Below are 20,899 nucleotides of genomic sequence, written 5' to 3'. Positions count from 1 at the left end.
ATACTCGGCGCGTGTACCGTTGCCGAGTTTTTAGAAGTGAGGAAGAAAACGAGAGCCGCTTTAGTTAAGATTATCGCGTCGCTTTGTTATAGCAACGCTCCGGGCGCCCCACTGAGCCGTAGTTTAGATCAGCGTTTAATTCTCCGGTGGTGATCAAGTATTCAAGATATCGACGGGCGGTTGTGCGGCTTGCGCCAATGCGTTCCCCTGCCTCATCTGCGGTCAGGTCTTTTGTGTCCGCACTTTCAAACAAGGCTCTGATTTTATCTAAAGTTACACCGTCGATCCCTTTAGGAAGGGTCGCAACCGGCTTAGCATCTGATTGGTTAGAAGCTTGCAGCATTTTATCAACCAGACCTTGGTTCAAATCCGACACGCTCTCTAGCTCTTGTTGTTGTGAACGGTACTTTTTAAGTGACGCCTCTAAACGTGGAAACATCACTGGCTTAAGTAAGTAGTCGACAACACCACCGCGCATAGCCTGTTGAAGCGTATCAACATCGCGTGCCGCCGTGATTAAGATGACATCACAGCCTTGGTTATTGCCTCTAACATGATTCAGAATATCCAAACCACAGCCATCTGGTAAGTAGACATCAAGCAGTACCAGATCTGGTTTTAAGATATCAAGTTGCATTATGGCTTCGGATTGGGACGTCGCAATCCCTACTACATCGAACCCGCCCATCTGCTCTAAGTAACGATGGTGCAACTCCGCAATCGCAATATCATCTTCTATTACCATGACTTTAGTGACTGCATTCATTTAACGCTCTTCCTTAAACGATATTTGTTCTTCTTTTGGTAGGTAAACGGTCATTCGTGTACCAAAATCTCTGTTTTCAATCATATCAAGCTGGCCTTGATAACGGTCCGCGATCTGCTTGACCAAATACAAGCCCACGCCCCGGTTTTGTTTGGCTTTGCTCGAGACCCCTTTTTGTGTGAGATCTTCAATCGCTAACCCCTCTGGTAGTCCGCACCCTTTGTCATCAACTTCAAGGATGACTTCATTACCATAATCACTGACGGAGACCTCAATGACGCGCCTCGCTGGAGGAAAGGTTTCCGTTTGGGTGATCGCCATTCTGGTAGCATCAAACGCATTATCAATTAAATTCCCCAAAATGGTCACCACATCATCGGCGTTTAGCCAAGTTGGCAGCGCTTCTAATCGAGAGCCCTCTTCAACCACCAGCTCTAAGCCAATTTCGCGAGCACGTTCTGTTTTACCCAGTAGCATCCCCGCCACAAGAGGCTCTTTGACGGTTTCTCTCAAGAACTCAATAAGGCTTTGATAGTGCGCAGTTTCCTGACCAATTAAATGTTGAACCGCTTCTAACTCTCCCATCTGCAACATACCGCTGATAGTGTTGAGCTTATTACGATGTTCGTGAGTTTGTGAGCGCAGTAAGTCTGCATACTCTTTGGTTTGCGAGAGCTGCTCGGTGAGATCATTAATCTCATCTCTCAATCTAAAACTCGATACTGCCCCAACCACTTCACCCGCCACAACAATCGGACTGCGGTTGGCAATAATGCGCTTGTTGTTTAGGTATAACTCGATGTCGTGATCAGACTGACCACTCGACAATAACTGTTCAAGGTCACTGTTTGGCACTACTTGAGAAAACGGTTTGTTGAGTGACGCTTCTCTGTCGATAGACAAAATATCGCAGGCACTTTTGTTGATTGAACGCAGAACACCATGGTTATCGATGCTCAGAATGCCCTCTTTCACCGTACTCATGGTGACATCAAGCTCGACATAAAGACGACCAATTTCTTCAGGCTCAAAGCCTAATATCGCTCTTTGAAAGCGTCTCGATACATAGCTTGAAATCAGAGCATTAACCGCAACAACCAGCAGTGCCATAATGATCAAGAAAGCTAAATAAGGTTCGATTCTATCTTGAAGTGAATCGAGCAGATACCCGACTGAAACCACCCCGATGATCTCGCCACTAGCATCTTTTACCGCAGACTTACCACGGACAGACAGCCCCAACGAACCTTTGGCTGTCGACACATAAGACTCACCTAAAACCAGCGCTTTCTGGTTGTCACCACCTCGCATCGGCAGACCAAGCCGCTCATCGACAGGGTGAACAAGACGAATTCCCTTGTCATTGCCGATCACAATGAATGCTGCGCCAATCAAGTGGGTCAAGTTTCGGAAGCGTTGCTGATGCTCAGAATTTAACTGAGGCTCAAGCTCGGGATTGGTTGAATGATGTTGAAGTAGTTCAATAACACGTGGGGATTCCGAGAGAAACTCTGCGACACCTAACGCTTTTAGCCCCATCTCTTCTTCTTGGGAGTGTTTGATATAAGCAAAGCCAGCCGCGCTAAGAATCAACAACTCGACTAACCCTGTCACCGTCATAATAATCAGCAATCTTTTTCTAAAGCTGATACTGCTCCACTTCATCGACACCTACTCCCTATGCGATCTAGTAATGTTAACACCAAGTTAATTAAGAGAGATTTCAAAGGTTCAGATTTGTGACTAAAGCGCATGTTATTAACAGAGTTTTTAGTCTAAAACCGACTGACTTCAGATTTAGGTAAGACCTCAAAATCGTTTTTTAGAAATTCTTAGTTCTTGCACCCGATTACCTGATTAATTATTGACCTGGATCACTCCGATTTTAGCTGTTTTTTAGGTTGGTTATAAAAAATACAATTATACTAGTTGCACATAAGGAATTAAGCATAAAGCTATCAATAAAGAGAAGCCGTTTCTCTTGAAAGCAGACACAACGAAACCAGTAACACATTGGTAACAATTAAAGATTATCGTATGTGTCACAAGAGCACGTAGGAAATGAGCCCACCTACGTCAAGGTGGTTGAACAAACCCAGTTGGTCAGGGTCAACTCTCCACCAAAATCACAACAACAAAAGAGGTAGTCTTTAGTTTTCAGACACTCCAATAATAAATGATGATTGGCAAAAGTGACGCTGTCGATTTCAAAACGGATTAAAAACATAACGTAATAACATTGTTGAAAAGGAAACCAGGCAATGAAACGCGATTCTTTTGGAATTTGCCTTACTAAGGCCATGCTGTTCAAAAACTTACAATCGACATTTACGCACGTCAGAGCTTATGAAAAAGATGCTACTCAGCCACTTGATCTAAAAGTGTTGTTGGCGTTCCCACAAATGTCCGGAAGAGATTTGCTTCAAACAATGCAGGGTTCGCGTCATCTAGTTTGGCGTGCAGACCATCACTGCCCAGGCTTTGATTAGAACATTCTTCATTTTAAAACAATCACTTCTATACTAAATTAAAGAGCACGTCCTAACGTGCTCTTTCTATTTCTAATCCATCATCGGACCTGAACCACATGTAATAACTCAATCAGTTCAAGACAAATGTGGATCGGCCTGTTAGCATTAGAGTCATTACTCTAATTTGGTAAGTATAAAGATGACATCACCAAAATTCAGACCAAAGTTTTCACTGGTTGCCTTGCTAATAAGCTGCGCAAGTTCAGCCAGTTTTGCAGCGCCTCTCTCCTTCCCTGATGCATGGGACCTGCTGCAACAAAACAACAACTCTTTAGCGGCACAACAAGCAAATGTAGAGCGTTATCAGCACCTTCACAACGCAACAAGCAGCCTTAACTTACCGTCCGTCACCTTAGGCGCCAATTACACCCACCTTGATAGCGATGTAACGATCAATGGCGAACAATTCGCGGATAGTTTGAGTGGTGTGAACCCTACGGTATCTGCAATATTACGACCTCTGATTGGTGGAGTTACATCTACTATTACAGAACAAGACATCTTTAGTTCTTCTATTCGTGCCGTGTGGCCTATCTTCACAGGTGGCCGAATTACGGCTGCTCAGACGGCGGCTGAAGGCCAAAGTGAAGAAGCGCAAAGCCAGTTCTTGATGGAGAAACAAGCTCGTTACGAAGATCTGACCAAATACTACTTCTCGGTCATTCTCGCACAAGATGTCGTTCAAACCCGTTTAGCTGTAGAAGCTGGCTTAACTCAACACCGAGATTTCGCGATTAAGCTTGAAGAGCAAGGTCAGATTGCACGTGTGGAACGATTACAAGCAGACGCTTCTCTCGACAAAGCCACTGTCGAAAGAACCAAAGCTCAAAACGACCTTAAAATCGCTCAACTCGCTTTAACACAGATCCTTGGTCTTTCAGAGACTGTCGAGCCATCAGAAGCCCTGTTTATCAATAATAACCTTCCAAACATGGACACCTTTGTTGACCAGACACTGACGACATACCCAGGTTTGAGCATTTTAGATGCCAAAGAGAAACAAGCCAGCAGCCTGATTAAAGCAGAGAAAGGCAAGTACTACCCTGAGGTTTACCTATACGGTGACTACAGCCTTTATGAAGATGACTCTCTTGCCAGTGAAATGAAACCTGACTGGTTGGTCGGCATTGGCGTCAATGTGCCACTGGTCGATACGTCAGGTCGCTCTGACAAAGTAGCCGCTGCCCACAGTGCGGTTTCTCAAGTTCAATATTTAAAATCTCAAGCTAAGCAAGACCTAACAGTGTTAGTTCAGAAGACTTATCTTGAAGCACAGCAGTCCGTTGAAGAGGTACAAGGCCTAAATTCGAGCTTATCTCTTGCGCAAGAAAACTTATCTCTGCGAAAGAAAGCCTTCAATCAAGGACTTTCTACGTCACTAGAAGTGGTTGATGCTGAGCTCTACCTTGCGAGCATCAAGACTCAACGGTCGGTCGCTCGTTTCCAATATCTCGTTTCTCTGAACAAGCTACTAGCACTTAGCAGTGAGATGAATGCATTCCCAAGCTATTCAACCTCTGCCGTTTACCCAAATTCTAACAACGCCAATACAAAAGGATGATTCATGAAATCTGTTAAACCACTTCTCGCTTCAATCATCGGTGTTGGCATTATTGGATGGGTTGGATACAGCTTTTATCAAGCATATCTACCACAACCGATTAAGATTCAAGGTCAGATCGATGCTCAGCAATACAGCATCTCTTCTAAAGTACCAGGTCGCGTAGACCAAGTATTCGTTCGTAAAGGCGACACCGTTGAAAAAGGTCAATTGGTCTTCTCGTTACTTAGCCCAGAGATTGATGCCAAGTTAGAGCAAGCAAAAGCGGGAGAAAAAGCAGCAGGCGCTCTTGCACAAGAAGCCGAGAAAGGCGCACGTGAGCAACAAATCCAAGCTGCGAAAGATCAATGGTTAAAAGCCAAAGCAGCCGCTGATTTAATGGAGAAGACTTATCAACGAGTCAACAATCTCTATAAAGATGGTGTAGTCGCAGAACAGAAGCGTGATGAGGCGAAGACACAGTGGCAAGCTGCGAAATATACAGAAAGTGCAGCGCTGCAAATGTATAAGTTGGCGCAAGAAGGTGCTCGTGACGAAACCAAAATCGCAGCTGCTCAAAAAGCACTAATGGCAGCGGGTGCGGTCGCCGAAGTTGAGGCTTACGCTAAGGATACAAAAATCCACAGTTGGTTTAATGGTGAAGTTGCTCAAGTTCTATTGAGTAGTGGTGAACTCGCACCTCAAGGCTTTCCAGTCGTTACCGTCATAGACACTCAAGACGCCTGGGCTGTACTCAATGTTCGAGAAGATCACCTTAAGTACTTCGATAAAGGCTCTCAGTTCGACGCTTACCTTCCAGCACTTGATAAGAAAATCACTTTCGAAGTTAGCCATATTGCCGTAATGGGTGATTTTGCCACATGGCGCTCAACGGATGCTGCACAAGGTTTTGACCTAAGAACGTTTGAAATCGAAGCCCGCCCTGTCGATAACAAAGACACGTTACGCATGGGTATGAGCTTGGTCGTTGAGCTGTAAGGTCACTTATGTCCTATTCACCTCAACCTCACGATCTGCAGACCACTGATAGTGAAATAACGCGTCAGTGGCAAATCGTGCGCAAAGACAAATGGCTATGGTCGAGTCTAACTTGGATACCATTATTGCTGGCTGCGAGTATCTGGTTGATTTTCTCTCAAGGCATTGCTCGTGATCTGCCTGTAGCAGTAGTGAACTTAAACCATAGTCAATTATCGCAACAGTTTGTGCGCCTAGTTGATGCATCACCAACTTTAGCGGTCACGCAGAAATACAGTGATATCAATCAAGCGAAACAGGCCATGATCACTCGTGATATATATGGTTATGTGGTCATCCCAAAGCACTTTGAGCGCGATATCTACCTTGGACTAAACCCTCAAGTTTCAGTGTTCTATAACAGCCAATTTATTCTGATTGGTAAACTGGTCAACTCGGCTTTGTTACAAGCTCAAGGCACGTTTAACGCTCAAGTAGAGGTAGTCAAACAACTATCTCATGGGGATACGACCGTGAAATCGGCGCTTGGCCAAGCAGTGACAGTCCAGAGTCAAATTACCCCGCTGTTCAATAAGAACACGAGTTATTCACAGTTCTTAGTTTCCGCTATCATCCCTGCCCTGTGGCAGATCATGATTGTCGTTGGCACTATCTTAGTTTTGGCGGCCAACTGCCGCGAGCGTGGCCTTAAAGCATGGCTTGGGTGCTCGCCTGCAAAAGAGCTGTGCTCAACGCTGCTGCCATACGTCGCGCTCTTTTTGGCGTTTGGTCTTGGTTTTATGGGTTGGTTCTACGTGTTGTTAGATTGGCCTTACCACGGAAGTTTTATCCCACTTATATTTGCGCAGGCGGTTACTGTTGTTTGTTGTATGGTCATGGGAAGTGCTTTTTTCTTTCTTACCTTAGATCCTGCAAGAGCCATGAGCTTCGCTGGGGCCTTTACCGCCCCTAGTTTTGCGTTCATGGGCATTACCTTTCCAGTAACAGACATGAATGCGGCAGCACAAGCTTGGCGTAGTCTATTGCCGATTAGCCATTACATTGAAGCTCAAACTGCCCTATCAAGTTATGGTATCAGTACCGCTCAAACCCTAATGCAGTTATTACCGACGCTTGGGTATGTGGTTCCGGCGATCATCACACTGTTGCTAATTCGCAAACACCTAAACGCACAACCTGTTAATGGAGCGGTACAATGAAACCAATCAGCTTCATAAAACTTATTAAGCACGAATTGTTAGCGGTCGTTCGTAACCCTGTGGTGTTGTTAACCGTCTTCGGCGGGGTAATTTTCTACTCTTTTCTTTATCCGTTGCCTTACGCGCAGCAGACACCTCAACAATTGAAAGCATCGGTTGTGAATTTGGATCGTAGCCAAAGCAGTTATCAGTTGGAACGCATGGTCGATGCTACACCTCAAATCGACATTACTCGCCGCGATTTTAGCCTTGCAGATGCAAAGCAAGCCCTGCTCAATCAAGAGATAGGTGGCTTTTTGGTGATTCCTGAGAACTTTTATAAAGATCTGTTGCTTGGTAAGAGCCCGACACTCTCTTATGCAGGAGACGCTTCATTCTTTCTTGTATACGGCACTATTGTTGAAGGTTTGGCTAAAGCTGGTGGCACGCTTGCCGCACAAGTCAAAGTAAGTCATCTCCTTGTGGAAGGGATGCCTTTAGAGAGCGCAGTAAATGGCTACAACGCTTTTAGCCTAAACCTGAAACCAACGTTTAATAGCCGTATGGGCTATATCGACTATGTTGTACCTGCGGTATTCGTGTTGATACTTCAGCAAACACTCGCGATGGCATCTGGTTTAATTGGTGCTACCCAAAACAGCCAAGCGACGCCAGGATATTGGTCACGGGTATCGAGCTTAAAGTTGATTGTTGCTCGCTGCTGTGTCCTCGTAGGTATCTATTACTTGCTCGCTATGTACTACTTTGGCGCGAGCTTTGATTTCTACGGTATCAATTCTCTGGCAACTCATGGTCAATTGCTCACGCTATTGCTTCCATTCCTTGTGGGTAGCTGCTTAGTGGGTATTTTGATTGGTGAATTTGTACCAAGAAGAGAATGGGTCACGGTCGTGGTTTTGATCAGTTCTATGCCTTTGATTTTCTCATCCGGTTTTATATGGCCTATAGAGATGATGCCACCTTGGTTGGTTTCCCTCTCACAGCTCTTTCCAAGCACACCTGCGATTCAAGGTTTTTTGGGGATAAATCAGATGGGGGCAACTTGGCAACAAATAGCCCCGCAATGGACTTTATTGTGGGCACAAGTCGCTCTTTGGGCTTCCCTGCTAACGATTAGGTTGTATTACAAATCTAAAAAACTAACTGCAGGTTATAGATAATAACCATTAGCAATATGAGTAGTTGGTTATAAAAATAACGTACACTAACAGTTGACCCGTCCTGATATGGGTTGACACTTTTTAGTCAAAACGCTCGATGTACTTCATCGGGCGTTTTGTATTTTAAGGCCGTATGTGGCCTCATTTGATTATAGATTTCTACTGACTCGGCGACCATTTTTCTCGCCTGAGCAACATCTTTAGGTTTCTTCAACAAGTATTCCATTTTCAAAATACCATTTACTCTTTCTGCCAACGCATTTTGATAGCAGTCATATCCATCCGTCATGGAACACACGACCTTGTGCCTAGAGTGTAGGTCTTGGTACTCCTTTGAACAGTACTGTGAGCCTCTATCTGAGTGATGGATTAGGGTGTCCTGATTTCGACGTTCTCTCAAAGCTCTTATAAAAGCTTGTTTTACAGCCTTCGTCTGCATGTTGTCATCCACACTGTATCCGACGATCTTTCTGGAATAGGCATCAGTGATAAGACTGACGTAACTGTTTCCTTCATAGGTCGGAAGGTAAGTAATATCAGCAACCCACAACTGCTCCGGTCTTTCGGGCTTAAAGCCATCCTTTATTTTATTTGGGTGACAGTAAAACCTATGATGGCTATCCGTTGTTCGATGGTAAGCACGTTTAACCTTCACAAGCAGCCGATGATGTTTAAGCAGAGAAAATAGATAGTCCCGACCTACTTTCATTCCAGTTTTTTCCATCATGTATTTAAGCTTTCTCGTTCCTATTCGAGCTTGTTTGATGCGAGTTTCACGGACAAAGCTCAGAAGAGCTTTGTCACGCTGTTTACCACGATCGTCAATAAGGCATTGTTTGTAGTACGCTTGCCTAGAGATGTTGATGATTTGGCAAAATCTAGTCACCGTGAGCTGAGCTATGTTTTGCTCTTGGACGACGCACCTCTGTGCTTTTTTACAACACGGACACCATGGTCTCGCTCCATAACTTTTACTACTTCTTCAAAGAAGTCGGCTCTCAGTTTGGTATCTTCAAGTTGCTTTTCTAGCTCTTTGATACGTTGCTCTGGCGTGGGTGGTGAATTGAATTCAGACATAGGTAAACCTTTCTTCAGGAATCGAGGTGTGCCTCCAGACCAATCGAGTCGGCCGTGCTTTCGGAGCCACACTAATACTGTAGAACAACCTTGTATTCCGTATTTGTCTTGTGCCTGTTTATAAGTCAGTTCACCTCGCTCGACTTGGTCAACAACATCCAATTTAAAAGCGAGGGAGTAATCACATTGAGTTCGTCTAGTTACTGATTTCATAACACTCTCCAATTTTCTACTTGGGGAGTGTCAACCTTATTTAGGACGGGTCAAGTACTTTCCAAAAGGCCCTTTTTAATAAAGGGCTTTTTTATTCACTTAATATAAAGTAGCGGCCTATATGGTTTTAACTTTTCTATAGCTGAAATATAGAATCAAGTCGTCAGCACATGCTCCCCTATCCGGTCAGTCTTTTACAGCGCTGGTAACAGCCTTAAGAAGCTCAAAACACTCCTCTACGCAACAAGATCAACACAATTCCATACGTTTGAGCCCACACGCAAACTGATGTCTACTCTAAAGAGCTAATAATCGCAATTTCAAAACAATGACTTACTCAAAACGATGACAAACTCCAAACAAATGTAAATTAATTGTAAAAATATCTTTAATGCTATTATTTTTATGTATAGGATTATCAACAAGGTTAGTTATAAAAATAGAACAGCCTTAATCACACATAGAGAAGCTATATCCATATAAAACTTGTTCAGTAATTATATTTGTTCGGAGTATTGAGTTGGTTACAAGCCGTTTGTTGCTAACCCAATGAGTAGATAACTTATTGAAAATAAAAGTTAATATAAAGCAAGCTCAACAGCAGTAAAATAAAATTTAGTAAAATACAGGGAAAACCATGAAAAACATAAAAGCATTATTTTTAGGGTTTATATTATTATTCAGTTCCACCGCATTTGCAGAAGAAGGGTCATTTAATCAAACAATCAGTAATTTAAGTCAAAGTATTGATGGTTTTTTCAACGATTATACTGGTTGGTTCGTTGGATTAATATTCAAAAGTGTGCCAGTTGGCGAAGCTAACTTCCCAATCATTGTTGGTTGGTTATTACTCGCTGCACTCATTTTTACTGTTTATTTTGGCTTCGTTCAATTTAAGCGCGTGGGTATGGCCATCGACATTATTCGAGGCAAATACACAGATCCTAACTCCAAAGAAGACGGCGAGGTTTCTCACTTTCAAGCGTTAGCTACTGCCCTTTCCGGAACCGTCGGCCTTGGTAACATTGCAGGTGTAGGTGCTGCCCTTGCCATTGGTGGTCCAGGTGCAACATTCTGGATGATCTTATGTGGCCTTCTTGGTATGGCATCAAAATTCTGTGAGTGTACGTTAGGTGTTAAATACCGCACCATCTTACCTTCAGGTGTCGTATCTGGTGGTCCAATGTACTACCTAAGCCAAGGTCTAAGCGAGCGTGGCATGGGCGGACTAGGTAAAGCACTGGCTATCGGCTTTGCTCTAATGTGTATTCTGGGTTCTCTGGGTGGCGGTAACATGTTCCAAGCCAACCAAGCTCACGCAATGCTAACTTACGCATTCGATGTCCCAAGTGAATACGGCATTATTACTGGTTTTGTACTAGCAGGTTTGGTTTTCTCTGTAATCGTTGGTGGTATGCCTTCAATTGCTTCTGTAACTGAGCGTGTTGTACCTTGGATGGCAGCGCTATACATCGGTATGGCTCTGATTGTTATCGGTTCTAACCTTGATCAAGTAGGTCCTGCTTTCAGTGCTATCTTTACTGGTGCATTTACTGGTGAAGGTGTTGTAGGTGGCTTCATCGGTGCCCTAATCCAAGGTTTGAAACGTGCGACATTCTCGAACGAAGCGGGTGTAGGTTCTGCTGCGATTGCTCACTCTGCAGTTAAAACGAAAGAACCAATTACAGAAGGTCTTGTATCACTACTAGAACCGTTCGTTGATACCGTTGTAATCTGTACAATGACAGCTCTTGTTATCACTATTGCAGGTCTAAACACAGGTCCATTCGATGGTTCAGGTCTAACAGGTGTAACACTGACAGCAGCTTCATTTACTGAAACAGCTGGCTTCTTCAAATACACGCTTGCTCTTGCTGTTATCATGTTTGCTTTCTCTACTATGATCTCTTGGTCATACTACGGTCTGAAAGCATGGACTTACCTATTCGGTGAAGGCAAAGCAACTGAGCTTGTGTTCAAAGTAATGTTCTGTGTGTTCGTTGTCATTGGTGCGACAATTCAATTTGGTGCGGTAATCGACTTCTCAGATGCTGCTATCTTCGCGATGTCTATCTTCAACATTCTTGGTCTTTACTTCCTAATGCCTGTCGTGAAAAAAGAACTGCATTCATTTGTGGCGCGAGTTAAGTCAGGTGAGATCAAAACATACGGTAAATAAGATAGTGCTTTAAAACGCCTTCTTATTGAAAGATACCAATAATAAAAAAGTCCATATCAAACAATGATATGGACTTTTTTCGTTTGGGCGAAGTTAAAAAAGAACGTAAAAGCTTACAGCCCAATCTCTTCGGTCAGATCTTTGATTTGTTGAAGATCCATTCTATGAACTTCTATCATCTGTCTGATGTCACTTAAGCGAGAATTCGCTGCATCAAGTTTGTCACAAGAATCTGATTTTGCATCCCAAGATGTACCTTCAAGGAAGGTGTCACACTGCTTCTTGAGTGGCTTTAAATTAGGCTCAAGGTTATCACGCTCTGCTTCAAGCTTTTCCAATGATTGGGTAATTTGCAGCTCCTTACGAAACAGCTCACGTGAACGCTCAAACATGGTCGATTGCATATCCGCTTGGCGATTTAGCTTTTGATTATCCTTTTCAGATTGATCAAGTGCGACTCTTTGCTCGTTAAGTTGTTGTTCTAACGAGTAGTTGGCCTTTTCTAATACCGCCGTCTGCTTTGAGAGTTCATCCAACTCTTTTTGGTGAACTAATGCTTGCTCTTGAAGTGCAGCTTCAACCTGATTGCCGATCTCAGAATCGACTTTCGCGACCTTGGCTTCCACTTGCGTGACAAGTTGTTGTTTGCTGCTGTTCAATTCTTGGTAACGAGCTTCTAGAACTTGATAGGTAGATTCCCACTTAGAAGCTGTGACTGAAGAGCCAATTAAGCCACCTAGCGCCAAGCCCATCACGGCCGCAATACCTATGTATAGCTGGCTTCGCTTATCGCGTTCTTCAATGACAACCACTTCATCTTGTTCATTTTGCCCAGAATGTTGGCTCACAAAGGTACTCCCAATTCGTTTACGTTACGCCGTCACCGCAAGTCTAGCAACAACAGGTGATAGTTTTATTTCAATCATTGGCTTTATTACAAGCCCTATCCCTGTTTGTTAGCGCGTCAACTCCGAAAACATCAAGCTCGCGGTATACAACAAAAAGCTACTTACGATGACAATCACTACGCTTTTCTGCACTTTTTCGTTGGTTCTATAACGAAACAGTACAAATGCCAACGCTAATAAAAAAACAATCGCAATCAGTCGAATCATAACTCCTCCTTGTTTCTCTATTTTATACCATTTAAATAAGCAAGTTACGTCAGGGTAGCGTTGTTTGATCATTTAGTTGAGCAAGATTTGTGCAAACAGATATTTTGCTGCTGACATCACACTTTTTCTGATCTAGGATACGCCTACAGATTATCTAATTAATTAGGTAATTGTTCCGATGAAGACTGCAGGAGAGTGGTTATTAACTAAATATTAACATTTAGTTAGATTGACCCGCCGAAGAAGTAAATCTTTCAGGTGCTTTATACTGATGAAAATCAGAAAAGCGAGGACTGTCGTTGGAGGAACCTCTGGAGAGAACCGTTAGATCGGTCGCCGAAGGAGCAAGCTTAGAGACCAAAACTTCTCAGTAAGTTTTTCGCTAAGTGAAACTCTCAGGCAAAAGGACAGAGGAGTGGAAAGCAACAACCTTAATTCAGAACACTAACTACAGTAATAATGTATTAAGTGGTGCGATCTCATTGATCTGTACTGCCCTTTCACTCTTCTCCTTAAATTTTTATTTATTAAGGGGAACCTATGAACTATCTACAAGAAACATTACAAACCATCAACCAACTTGTTTGGGGTCCACCGCTGCTTGCTTTGCTCGTTGGTACAGGTATCTACTTTACTTTTCGCTTAGGCTTACTCCAGTTTAGACACCTACCAACCGCTCTGAAGATGGTGTTCACCAAAGATAAATCTGGTCATGGTGATGTTTCTAGCTTTGCTGCTTTATGTACAGCCCTTTCCGCAACTATTGGTACGGGTAACATCGTTGGTGTTGCTACTGCTATTAAACTTGGTGGACCGGGTGCCCTTTTCTGGATGTGGCTAGCAGCCCTATTCGGCATGGCGACAAAGTATGCAGAGTGCCTTCTTGCCGTTAAATATCGTAAAGTCGATAGTAAAGGCGAGATGGTCGGCGGACCAATGTACTACCTGCAATACGGGGTTGGCTCTCGAATCCTAGCGGTACTATTCGCAGTTTTCGCTCTTGGTGTAGCCTGCTTTGGTATCGGTACCTTCCCTCAAGTGAACGCTATTCTAGACGCAACTGAAATCTCTTTTGGTGCGTCACGTGAGCTATCAGCTGTTGTGTTAACGCTGCTTGTTGCTGTAGTAACCCTTGGTGGTATCCAATCTATCGCGAAAGTAGCGGGTAAAGTGGTTCCTACGATGGCGGTTATGTACATCGTCGCATGTATGAGTGTTTTAGTCACAAATGCAGACCAACTGCTTGATGCAATTAGCCTAGTGATCACGTCGGCCTTCACTAACACGGCTGCAACCGGTGGTTTCTTAGGCGCAAGCATCATGCTGGCTATTCAATCCGGTATTGCGCGCGGTGTATTCTCTAACGAATCTGGCCTAGGTAGTGCACCAATGGCTGCTGCTGCTGCAAAGACTAATTCATGTGTGAAACAAGGGCTCATCTCGATGACGGGCACCTTCTTTGACACCATCATCATCTGTACGATGACTGGTTTGGCACTTATCTTAACGGGTGCATGGCAAACGGACCTTTCAGGTGCTGCAATGACAACCCATGCGTTTGCTGTTGGCTTAAATGCAGATACGCTCGGTCCAATGCTGGTATCTATAGGTCTTATCTTCTTTGCCTTTACTACGATTTTAGGTTGGAACTACTACGGTGAGCGCTGTGTTGTGTTCTTGTTTGGTACTCAAGCGGTTCTTCCATACAAGGTTATCTTCATTGCATTGGTGGCATCAGGAGCATTCCTAAAGCTAGACGTGATTTGGCTTCTAGCAGACATCGTGAATGGCTTAATGGCGATTCCAAACCTGATTGGTTTGATCCTTCTGCGTCATGTTGTAATAGAAGAGACAAAGCAGTTCTTTAGCCAAATGACAATGAAAGGTGAACCAAAGAGCACGCGTAAACCGTCAATGGTGTAAGCGAACAGGTTGGTAATATCGAACGTACAAAAAAGCCGAAGTTAAACACTTCGGCTTTCTTTTATCTCGAACATTCAGTAATTAGGCTGTCGGCGTTGGCGGTTCTTCCAGCATCAATTTGATACCTAATGAAATCAATACAGCGCCCGTCACGCCTTCCATCCAACCAATCACTTTAGGACTCTTGAATAACTGCTTTGCAGAACCGACAGCACCCGCGATGCCACACTGCCACACCATTGCAATCATAAAGTGAATTCCGGCCATCAACATCGACTGCATAAATGGAGAGCCTTGAGGGTCAATAAACTGAGGTAAGAATGCTAAATAAAAAACCGCCGTTTTCGGGTTCAACACATTAGAGAGAAACCCTTCTCTAAGAGAGCGAGAGACGCTCAATTTCTCATGTTTGGCATCTGATACTTCAAAACCAGCATTACCTTTAAAGACGCCGTAAAGACTAGAAGCACCTAACCAAATCAGATATGCCGCACCAATAAGCTTAACAGTTTGGAACAGCTCTGCAGATTGAAGAAGAATCGCCGAGATACCGATCGCCGAGAACGTCGCATGCACAAACAAACCTAAGCAAACACCAAAACTGGTTACCGCCCCATCTCTCATTCCTGAACGGGTGGTGTTGCGAATCACCACTGCTGTATCTAATCCGGGCGTGAGCGTCAAAATGGTAATCGCCACTATAAAAGCTTCAAAGTTCAGTATCATAAACGCATCCTTGCAAAATAAACGCTTTGCTTTCCTGCTGATATCTAAAGTGAATAAATCAGAGGCATAACATTATCAATATGATGCAGATTAACTCAATTTATCCCCGCTTGTTAAGCTTTGTATTACTCCTACCAACCCATTTTATAAAACGCCAAGCTTTCAGGTTTACAAATTATTTACAACCCAGGTCGCTATATAGAACAAACCTATTGGTCACTATCTCGTTGGTTGCTAAACTATTTCTTTTATTCTCAGGGAATTATGATGAGCGCATTCAAAAAACTGGTTGAACATTCTCAAAAATGTTCACGCTTCCAACATTTATCTGCAATCTGTGGCTGGGACGCCGCATCAATGATGCCTTCTGGTGGTAATCAAGCACGTAGTGAAGCGATGGCCGAATTGTCGGTTCACATTCACGGGCTTATGACTCAACCACAGCTCGCTGATTGGATTGCAGATGCTGAGAATGAAAATTTAAATACAGAACAACAATCATCACTACGTGAAATCAAAAGACAGTGGCAGCAGGCTAACCTACTCCCTGAGAAATTGGTTCAGGCTAAATCTTTGGCGGGTTCTAAATGTGAGCATGCTTGGCGCACGCAACGTGGCGAAAATGACTGGGTCGGTTTCGAGAAAAACTGGCGTGAAGTGGTTGAGCTTTCACGAGAAGAAGCTCAAATCCGAGCTGACGCTGCAGGCCTAACACCATACGATGCGATGCTAGACATCTATGAACCGGGGACGAGTTCTGCCTCTCTTGACACTCTATTCAGTGACGTAAAAACTTGGCTTCCAGGCTTAATCGATCAGGTTATCGACAAGCAATCTAATGAACAATTGATCGTTCCTGCAGGTAACTACCCTACAGATAGGCAAAAAGCCCTTGGTCTTGAAGTTATGAAGCTGCTTAAGTTCGATTTTGAACATGGTCGCCTAGATGAAAGTGTCCACCCTTTCTGTGGTGGTGTCCCTTCTGATGTGCGCATTACCACGCGTTACGATGAGTCTGAGTTTGTTCAATCGCTAATGGGGATCGTTCATGAAACTGGTCACGCACGCTACGAACAAGGATTACCAAAAGCACTAGCAGGCACGCCAGCTGGTGAAGCGCGCTCTATGGGTATCCATGAATCGCAATCTCTGTTCTTCGAAATGCAAGTTGGCCGAAGCGATGCTTTCATCGCTCATTTGGCTCGTATGGCTGGCAGCCAATTCAACGGCCCAGAGTTCGAACAAGAGAACTTTAAGAAAATCTACACACGAGTGAAAAAAGACTTCATTCGTGTTGATGCCGATGAGCTCACCTACCCTGCGCACGTTATCTTGCGTTATGAGATTGAGCGTGACTTGATCAATGGCGACATCAAGCACACTGATGTGCCGGAGCTGTGGAACCAAAAGATGCAAGCTTACCTTGGACTAAGCACTCAAGGTAACTTTACCAATGGCTGTATGCAGGATATTCACTGGACGGACGGCGCATTTGGTTACTTCCCAAGCTACACACTAGGCGCAATGTACGCAGCGCAATTCATGGCTGCGATGAAGCAAACCGTCGATGTAGATCAAGCGATTCAGTCTGGCGACCTCTCGCCTATCTTCAACTGGCTTGAAAATAGTATTTGGAGCAAAGGCAGCCTGCTGACCACCGATGAGTTGGTTAAAGGCGCGACGGGTGAAACACTGAATGCGAAGTTCTTCCAAGATCACTTGAAAGCTCGTTACCTATAAATCTGTAACTGAAACAATGTCGAGCAGCACAAGTAATGCGCTGCTCTCTTTCCCTTCCCAAGGAAACCAGCCATGGAATGGATACTCTTCACTGTACTTGCCGCTTCTAGCCAAGCATGGAGAAACGCTTTTCAAAGCCGCTTAAGCAAAACCTTAAATGTCTCGGGAGTAACCCTCGCGCGTTTTTTATGGGCAAGTCCACTCGCGCTAGTTTACTTGTTCTGCTTGTATCAATACCAAGATGCTCCAATGCCAACATTCACTGGGTATTCTTACTTCTTTCTCGCGGGTGCTTCAGTGATGCAAATCGTTGCCACTGGCTTGATGGTAGTGCTGTTTAAACAGCGTAACTTTGCGATTGGTGCTGGGCTAGCAAAAAGTGAAGCCCCTGTTTCTGCACTGTTGGGGATGCTATTTTTTGGTACTTCGTTAACACTGCTCGGCTGGGTTGGCGTCGCTTTTGGTATGGTCGCTGTATTTCTGCTTAGCTGTGCCAACGGTGTTCGCAGTGTATCTCTAAAGACGGCCTCAATCGGTTTGGCTTGTAGTACTGCTTTTGCTCTTACTTCCTTATGGATTCGTGAAGCCAGTTTGAGCCTAAACCTACCTTTCCCACACAGCGCAGCTTGGGTACTGTTTATTGTTATTCTGACTCAGACCATACTCTTGCTGACCTATCTGATCATTAAAGATCGCGAAACGTTGAAACTGATGTTCACTAAACCCAAGCTTGTAATCATGACCAGTATTGCTAGCTTTATCGGCTCTCTGGGGTGGTTTAGTGCAATGTCGCTACAAGCTGTTCCATACGTTAAAACACTGGGGCAAATCGAAGTGTTCTTTACCATGCTTATCTCGGTATTTTGGCTTAAAGAACCTGTGAAAAATAAAGATATGCTCGCCCTCTTCTTTATCGCGATCGCGGCTATTTTGGTAATGTGGCAGTAATTGACTAACATGGTTGGAAACCAAGCTGCTTGTCTCCAACCTCAAATCATTTACTATTGCCCTGTTGTAATTAAGAGTAATCAGTGATGGAAAAAATCTATTTGGCGGGTGGGTGCTTGTGGGGAGTGCAAGAGTTTATTAAGTACGTACCCGGAGTTATAGAGACCAAAGCAGGTCGCGCTAATGGCTCCAGCCCGACCACTCAAGGCGATTACGATGGTTATGCAGAATGTGTAGAAGTCGAGTTTGATTCTACCAAATTAAGCGTTGAAGCTCTTATTCAACATCTGTTCGAGATTATCGATCCGTACAGCGTCAACAAGCAGGGAAATGATGTCGGCGAGAAATACCGAACTGGTATCTATAGTGAAAATCCGACACACCTTGAACAAGCTAAGCATTTTATTTCGATTCGAGAGGATGCTAACCGAATCGCTTTAGAGATCTTGCCTCTGACAAACTTTGTCCCGAGCGACGACGTCCACCAACACCACCTATCACTCCACCCAGAGAATCACCACCTGTGTCACATCCCTTGGGATCTGCTACATAAATACAAGAATCAATAACAAAAGAGCGTTTAACCTTACGGTTAAACGCTCTACTGCCTATCTTTGTCATAGTGTAAGGAACACTAAACACCTATCTAAGTTGCAAGTCTTCTTGGACTTCAAATACAGCGGTAAATTTGGCGCCGCCCAAGGACGAGTCTTCGATTTTCAATAGGCCGTGATAACTAGATAGAAGTTCCTGTGCGATATTGATTCCGAGTCCGTAGCCTTGGACCCGGCTGTCTAGTCGCATTCCACGATCGCCTAGCTTCTCTTTCAACGCGTCTGGTACACCCTCTCCATTGTCCTCAACCACCACATAAAGACACTTAGAATTCTTGATGTACGCTGATACGTGAATTTCTCCATTTCCATACTTGCACGCGTTATCAAGCAGGTTACCCACGACTTCCATCAAGTCGTTACGCTGCCCAACAAAAACAACATCTGCAGGGATACACAGCTTAAATGTCACGTTCTTGGTTGCATGAATTTTTTTCATGCCAAACACTAATTGATCAACAATTCCTGAAACCTGATGACTTTGTGCTGATAGCACTGAGCTGTGGTCGTTAGACGCAACCTTCAATCGATGTTGGATTTGATCGACCATGTTTTTGACTTCTTGGTTAATCACGTAATCAATTTTCTTGTTGTCGTGCAGCGGAATCCCTAGAGAGTGACTTCGCGCCACACCCTGCAATACAGACAACGGTGTTTTCAACCCATGTGATAGATCTGAGAGAAGCTGTCTTTGTTTCTCTTTCTGTTGACGCTCGTAATGAATCAAACCGTTCAGACTTTCAACTAAGGGCTTTAGCTCTTTTACAGTGCTGTTGTCTAGTCTATCTATTTCGTCTTGCTTAAGTGCTAAAAGCTGTTTGTTAATCCGATCTATTGGCTTCAAGCTCCAGTTGGAAAACCACCACATCAAAGGAATAATCAACATAATATGCAGTGCAAAAATTACCTTTATGTAAGCAAAATTTTGATCCACTTCATTAAAGAAATCAGGGTCGATCGCATGATGTTCTTTAATCGTCACGAAGATCAATTTCGGTCGCTTATCTGTTTCCTGGTAATGCTTAACGCCTACAAAATAATTAAGGTCTTCAGATTCAATTGAAAACTCTTGAAAGCAGTCTTTTACTAGCCACTTCTTTTGCACATAAACCCTAAGTGAGTCTTGTGGGGTCGTTTCAAAAACGAGCTTATGATTTTCATCAAATACAAGCAGCTGTTCAATTCGCCCTTGAAAACGTTTGGGAACCTCGCGAGTCAATTGAAGTTGACCTTGCTGATCAGTAACAAAATCATCCAACAAATATTCACCGCCGGACGAGAGCCACATGTTCACAAATTTATCTGAGTTCGAATAGAACACCGTTAAATTAGCTTGCCCATATAGATAAGAAAGTGTGAGCAGAGCCCAACCACTGGCAACTATGTATCTAAGCTTTAAACTCTTCAACATAGAACTTACCTTATGTTGCACAATTTATAACCTTGGTTTCGTAAGGTAGTGATTGGGTCTTCATCGGTAATCGAAACTATCTTTTTTCTAATGCGGCTTAATAAAACCGTAATGACATTACCATCTTCCATTAACTCGTCACCATAGACCTCAGCACGCAGACGTTCTTTTGAGACAACCTTGTCCTCGTTAAGCAAAAGGCACTTGAGCAAACGATATTCGTAAGCACTTAAATCCAAGATCGATTGGCCAATAGATATCTGCTTAGCATCCATATCAAGGGAAAATAGACCAACATCCACAGTCGATTGAGCAACGCCATATGAACGGCGATATAATGCTTGAACACGAGCAAGCAGTTCTTCAAATACAAAAGGTTTAGCTAGGTAATCATCAGCACCGGCCGTAAGTCCTGCCACTTTATCAGCCCAGTTATCACGTGCGGTCAATACCAATATAGGTACAGTGAACCCATTGGATCGCCACTTTTCGAGCCACTCAATACCATCACCGTCAGGTAAACCAAGATCCAAAATCACAAGATCGACCTGGAAGTTGTTAAGGCAATAATCGCCCTCTCCCCCAGTCTCTGCTCTATGAACACGCATGTCTTTATGGATCAATTGCATCGCCAACTCGTTGAGAAGCTGGATATTATCTTCGACAATCAATATGTTCATAGTTCTTCCTCTAGTTAATCAAATACAGGTACAGAAAAACCAATTCGACGAGAGTAATTGATAGACAGTTTCACTATC

General features: G+C 43.8%; 18 protein-coding genes and 1 riboswitch. Of the genes, 10 read left to right on the top strand and 8 right to left on the bottom strand.

What is annotated here, in order from left to right; all coding sequences use genetic code 11:
• Nucleotides 1-70: 70 nt before the first annotated feature.
• Together OCV50_RS06290 and OCV50_RS06285 are read right to left on the bottom strand one after the other, a co-directional pair.
• On the bottom strand, nucleotides 71-766 hold the full coding sequence (locus tag OCV50_RS06290) for a response regulator (protein ID WP_239840781.1): 696 nt from the start codon (nucleotides 764-766) through the stop codon (nucleotides 71-73).
• A complete protein-coding gene (locus tag OCV50_RS06285; protein ID WP_261904002.1) occupies nucleotides 767-2,431 on the bottom strand; it encodes an ATP-binding protein in 1,665 nt (554 codons plus the stop codon).
• Between the two features lie 596 nt (nucleotides 2,432-3,027).
• On the opposite strand from OCV50_RS06285, the gene OCV50_RS06280 reads away from it, so the two are divergent.
• From OCV50_RS06280 to OCV50_RS06260, 5 genes are all read left to right on the top strand, one after another.
• Entirely contained in the window at nucleotides 3,028-3,255 is a 228-nt protein-coding gene (locus OCV50_RS06280; RefSeq protein ID WP_261904001.1) for a hypothetical protein, read from the top strand.
• Between the two features lie 181 nt (nucleotides 3,256-3,436).
• Nucleotides 3,437-4,858, top strand: coding sequence for a TolC family protein (locus OCV50_RS06275; protein ID WP_261904000.1), 1,422 nt, complete (start codon nucleotides 3,437-3,439; stop codon nucleotides 4,856-4,858).
• A gap of 3 nt (nucleotides 4,859-4,861) precedes the next feature.
• Nucleotides 4,862-5,836, top strand: a complete 975-nt coding sequence (locus OCV50_RS06270; protein WP_261903999.1) for an HlyD family secretion protein — start codon at nucleotides 4,862-4,864, stop codon at nucleotides 5,834-5,836.
• Nucleotides 5,837-5,844: 8 nt separating this feature from the next.
• On the top strand, nucleotides 5,845-7,035 hold the full coding sequence (locus OCV50_RS06265) for an ABC transporter permease (RefSeq protein WP_261903998.1): 1,191 nt from the start codon (nucleotides 5,845-5,847) through the stop codon (nucleotides 7,033-7,035).
• A gap of 5 nt (nucleotides 7,036-7,040) precedes the next feature.
• Complete coding sequence (locus OCV50_RS06260; RefSeq protein ID WP_261904128.1) at nucleotides 7,041-8,195, top strand: ABC transporter permease; 1,155 nt, start codon at nucleotides 7,041-7,043, stop codon at nucleotides 8,193-8,195.
• An 85-nt stretch (nucleotides 8,196-8,280) separates the two neighbouring features.
• Here OCV50_RS06260 and OCV50_RS06255 read toward each other — a convergent pair.
• Nucleotides 8,281-9,485, bottom strand: a protein-coding gene (locus OCV50_RS06255) for an IS3 family transposase (protein ID WP_261902741.1) whose coding sequence is annotated in 2 segments (ribosomal slippage) — nucleotides 8,281-9,116 and nucleotides 9,116-9,485 — 1,206 coding nt in all. Because the reading frame shifts where the segments join, the coding sequence is not laid out codon by codon here.
• 637 nt (nucleotides 9,486-10,122) lie between these two features.
• Between OCV50_RS06255 and OCV50_RS06250 the strand changes: the two genes are divergently transcribed.
• Entirely contained in the window at nucleotides 10,123-11,664 is a 1,542-nt protein-coding gene (locus tag OCV50_RS06250) for an alanine/glycine:cation symporter family protein (RefSeq protein ID WP_261903997.1), read from the top strand.
• Between the two features lie 113 nt (nucleotides 11,665-11,777).
• On the opposite strand, the gene OCV50_RS06245 is transcribed toward OCV50_RS06250, so the two are convergent.
• Both OCV50_RS06245 and OCV50_RS06240 read right to left on the bottom strand, forming a co-directional pair.
• Complete coding sequence (locus OCV50_RS06245; protein ID WP_261903996.1) at nucleotides 11,778-12,512, bottom strand: chromosome partitioning protein ParA; 735 nt, start codon at nucleotides 12,510-12,512, stop codon at nucleotides 11,778-11,780.
• A 108-nt stretch (nucleotides 12,513-12,620) separates the two neighbouring features.
• Entirely contained in the window at nucleotides 12,621-12,779 is a 159-nt protein-coding gene (locus OCV50_RS06240) for a hypothetical protein (protein ID WP_261903995.1), read from the bottom strand.
• Between the two features lie 301 nt (nucleotides 12,780-13,080).
• A riboswitch (glycine riboswitch) is annotated at nucleotides 13,081-13,200 on the top strand.
• A gap of 119 nt (nucleotides 13,201-13,319) precedes the next feature.
• Here OCV50_RS06240 and OCV50_RS06235 point away from each other — a divergent pair.
• The gene (locus OCV50_RS06235; RefSeq protein WP_261903994.1) at nucleotides 13,320-14,702 is read left to right on the top strand and encodes an alanine/glycine:cation symporter family protein; all 1,383 of its coding nucleotides are present in this window, start codon (nucleotides 13,320-13,322) and stop codon (nucleotides 14,700-14,702) included.
• A gap of 81 nt (nucleotides 14,703-14,783) precedes the next feature.
• Here the strand turns inward: OCV50_RS06235 and OCV50_RS06230 are convergent, their stop codons facing one another.
• Nucleotides 14,784-15,428, bottom strand: a complete 645-nt coding sequence (locus OCV50_RS06230; RefSeq protein WP_239840771.1) for a LysE family translocator — start codon at nucleotides 15,426-15,428, stop codon at nucleotides 14,784-14,786.
• Between the two features lie 267 nt (nucleotides 15,429-15,695).
• On the opposite strand from OCV50_RS06230, the gene OCV50_RS06225 reads away from it, so the two are divergent.
• The 3 genes from OCV50_RS06225 (at nucleotide 15,696) to OCV50_RS06215 (ending at nucleotide 18,685) form a co-directional block, all read left to right on the top strand.
• Nucleotides 15,696-17,168, top strand: a complete 1,473-nt coding sequence (locus tag OCV50_RS06225) for a carboxypeptidase M32 (RefSeq protein ID WP_261903993.1) — start codon at nucleotides 15,696-15,698, stop codon at nucleotides 17,166-17,168.
• 72 nt (nucleotides 17,169-17,240) lie between these two features.
• Complete coding sequence (locus OCV50_RS06220) at nucleotides 17,241-18,116, top strand: DMT family transporter (protein ID WP_261903992.1); 876 nt, start codon at nucleotides 17,241-17,243, stop codon at nucleotides 18,114-18,116.
• An 86-nt stretch (nucleotides 18,117-18,202) separates the two neighbouring features.
• Complete coding sequence (locus OCV50_RS06215) at nucleotides 18,203-18,685, top strand: peptide-methionine (S)-S-oxide reductase (protein WP_261903991.1); 483 nt, start codon at nucleotides 18,203-18,205, stop codon at nucleotides 18,683-18,685.
• A gap of 73 nt (nucleotides 18,686-18,758) precedes the next feature.
• On the opposite strand, the gene OCV50_RS06210 is transcribed toward OCV50_RS06215, so the two are convergent.
• On the bottom strand, nucleotides 18,759-20,141 hold the full coding sequence (locus OCV50_RS06210; protein WP_261903990.1) for an ATP-binding protein: 1,383 nt from the start codon (nucleotides 20,139-20,141) through the stop codon (nucleotides 18,759-18,761).
• Between the two features lie 5 nt (nucleotides 20,142-20,146).
• Nucleotides 20,147-20,821, bottom strand: coding sequence for a response regulator (locus OCV50_RS06205; RefSeq protein ID WP_261903989.1), 675 nt, complete (start codon nucleotides 20,819-20,821; stop codon nucleotides 20,147-20,149).
• Nucleotides 20,822-20,899 lie beyond the last annotated feature (78 nt).

Origin of the sequence: Vibrio fortis (assembly GCF_024347475.1) — a bacterium.
In the GTDB taxonomy this organism is placed as follows: domain Bacteria; phylum Pseudomonadota; class Gammaproteobacteria; order Enterobacterales; family Vibrionaceae; genus Vibrio; species Vibrio fortis.
The sequence above is the reverse complement of the archived record's forward strand: the minus strand, read 5'-3'. Positions and strand labels throughout refer to the sequence as shown.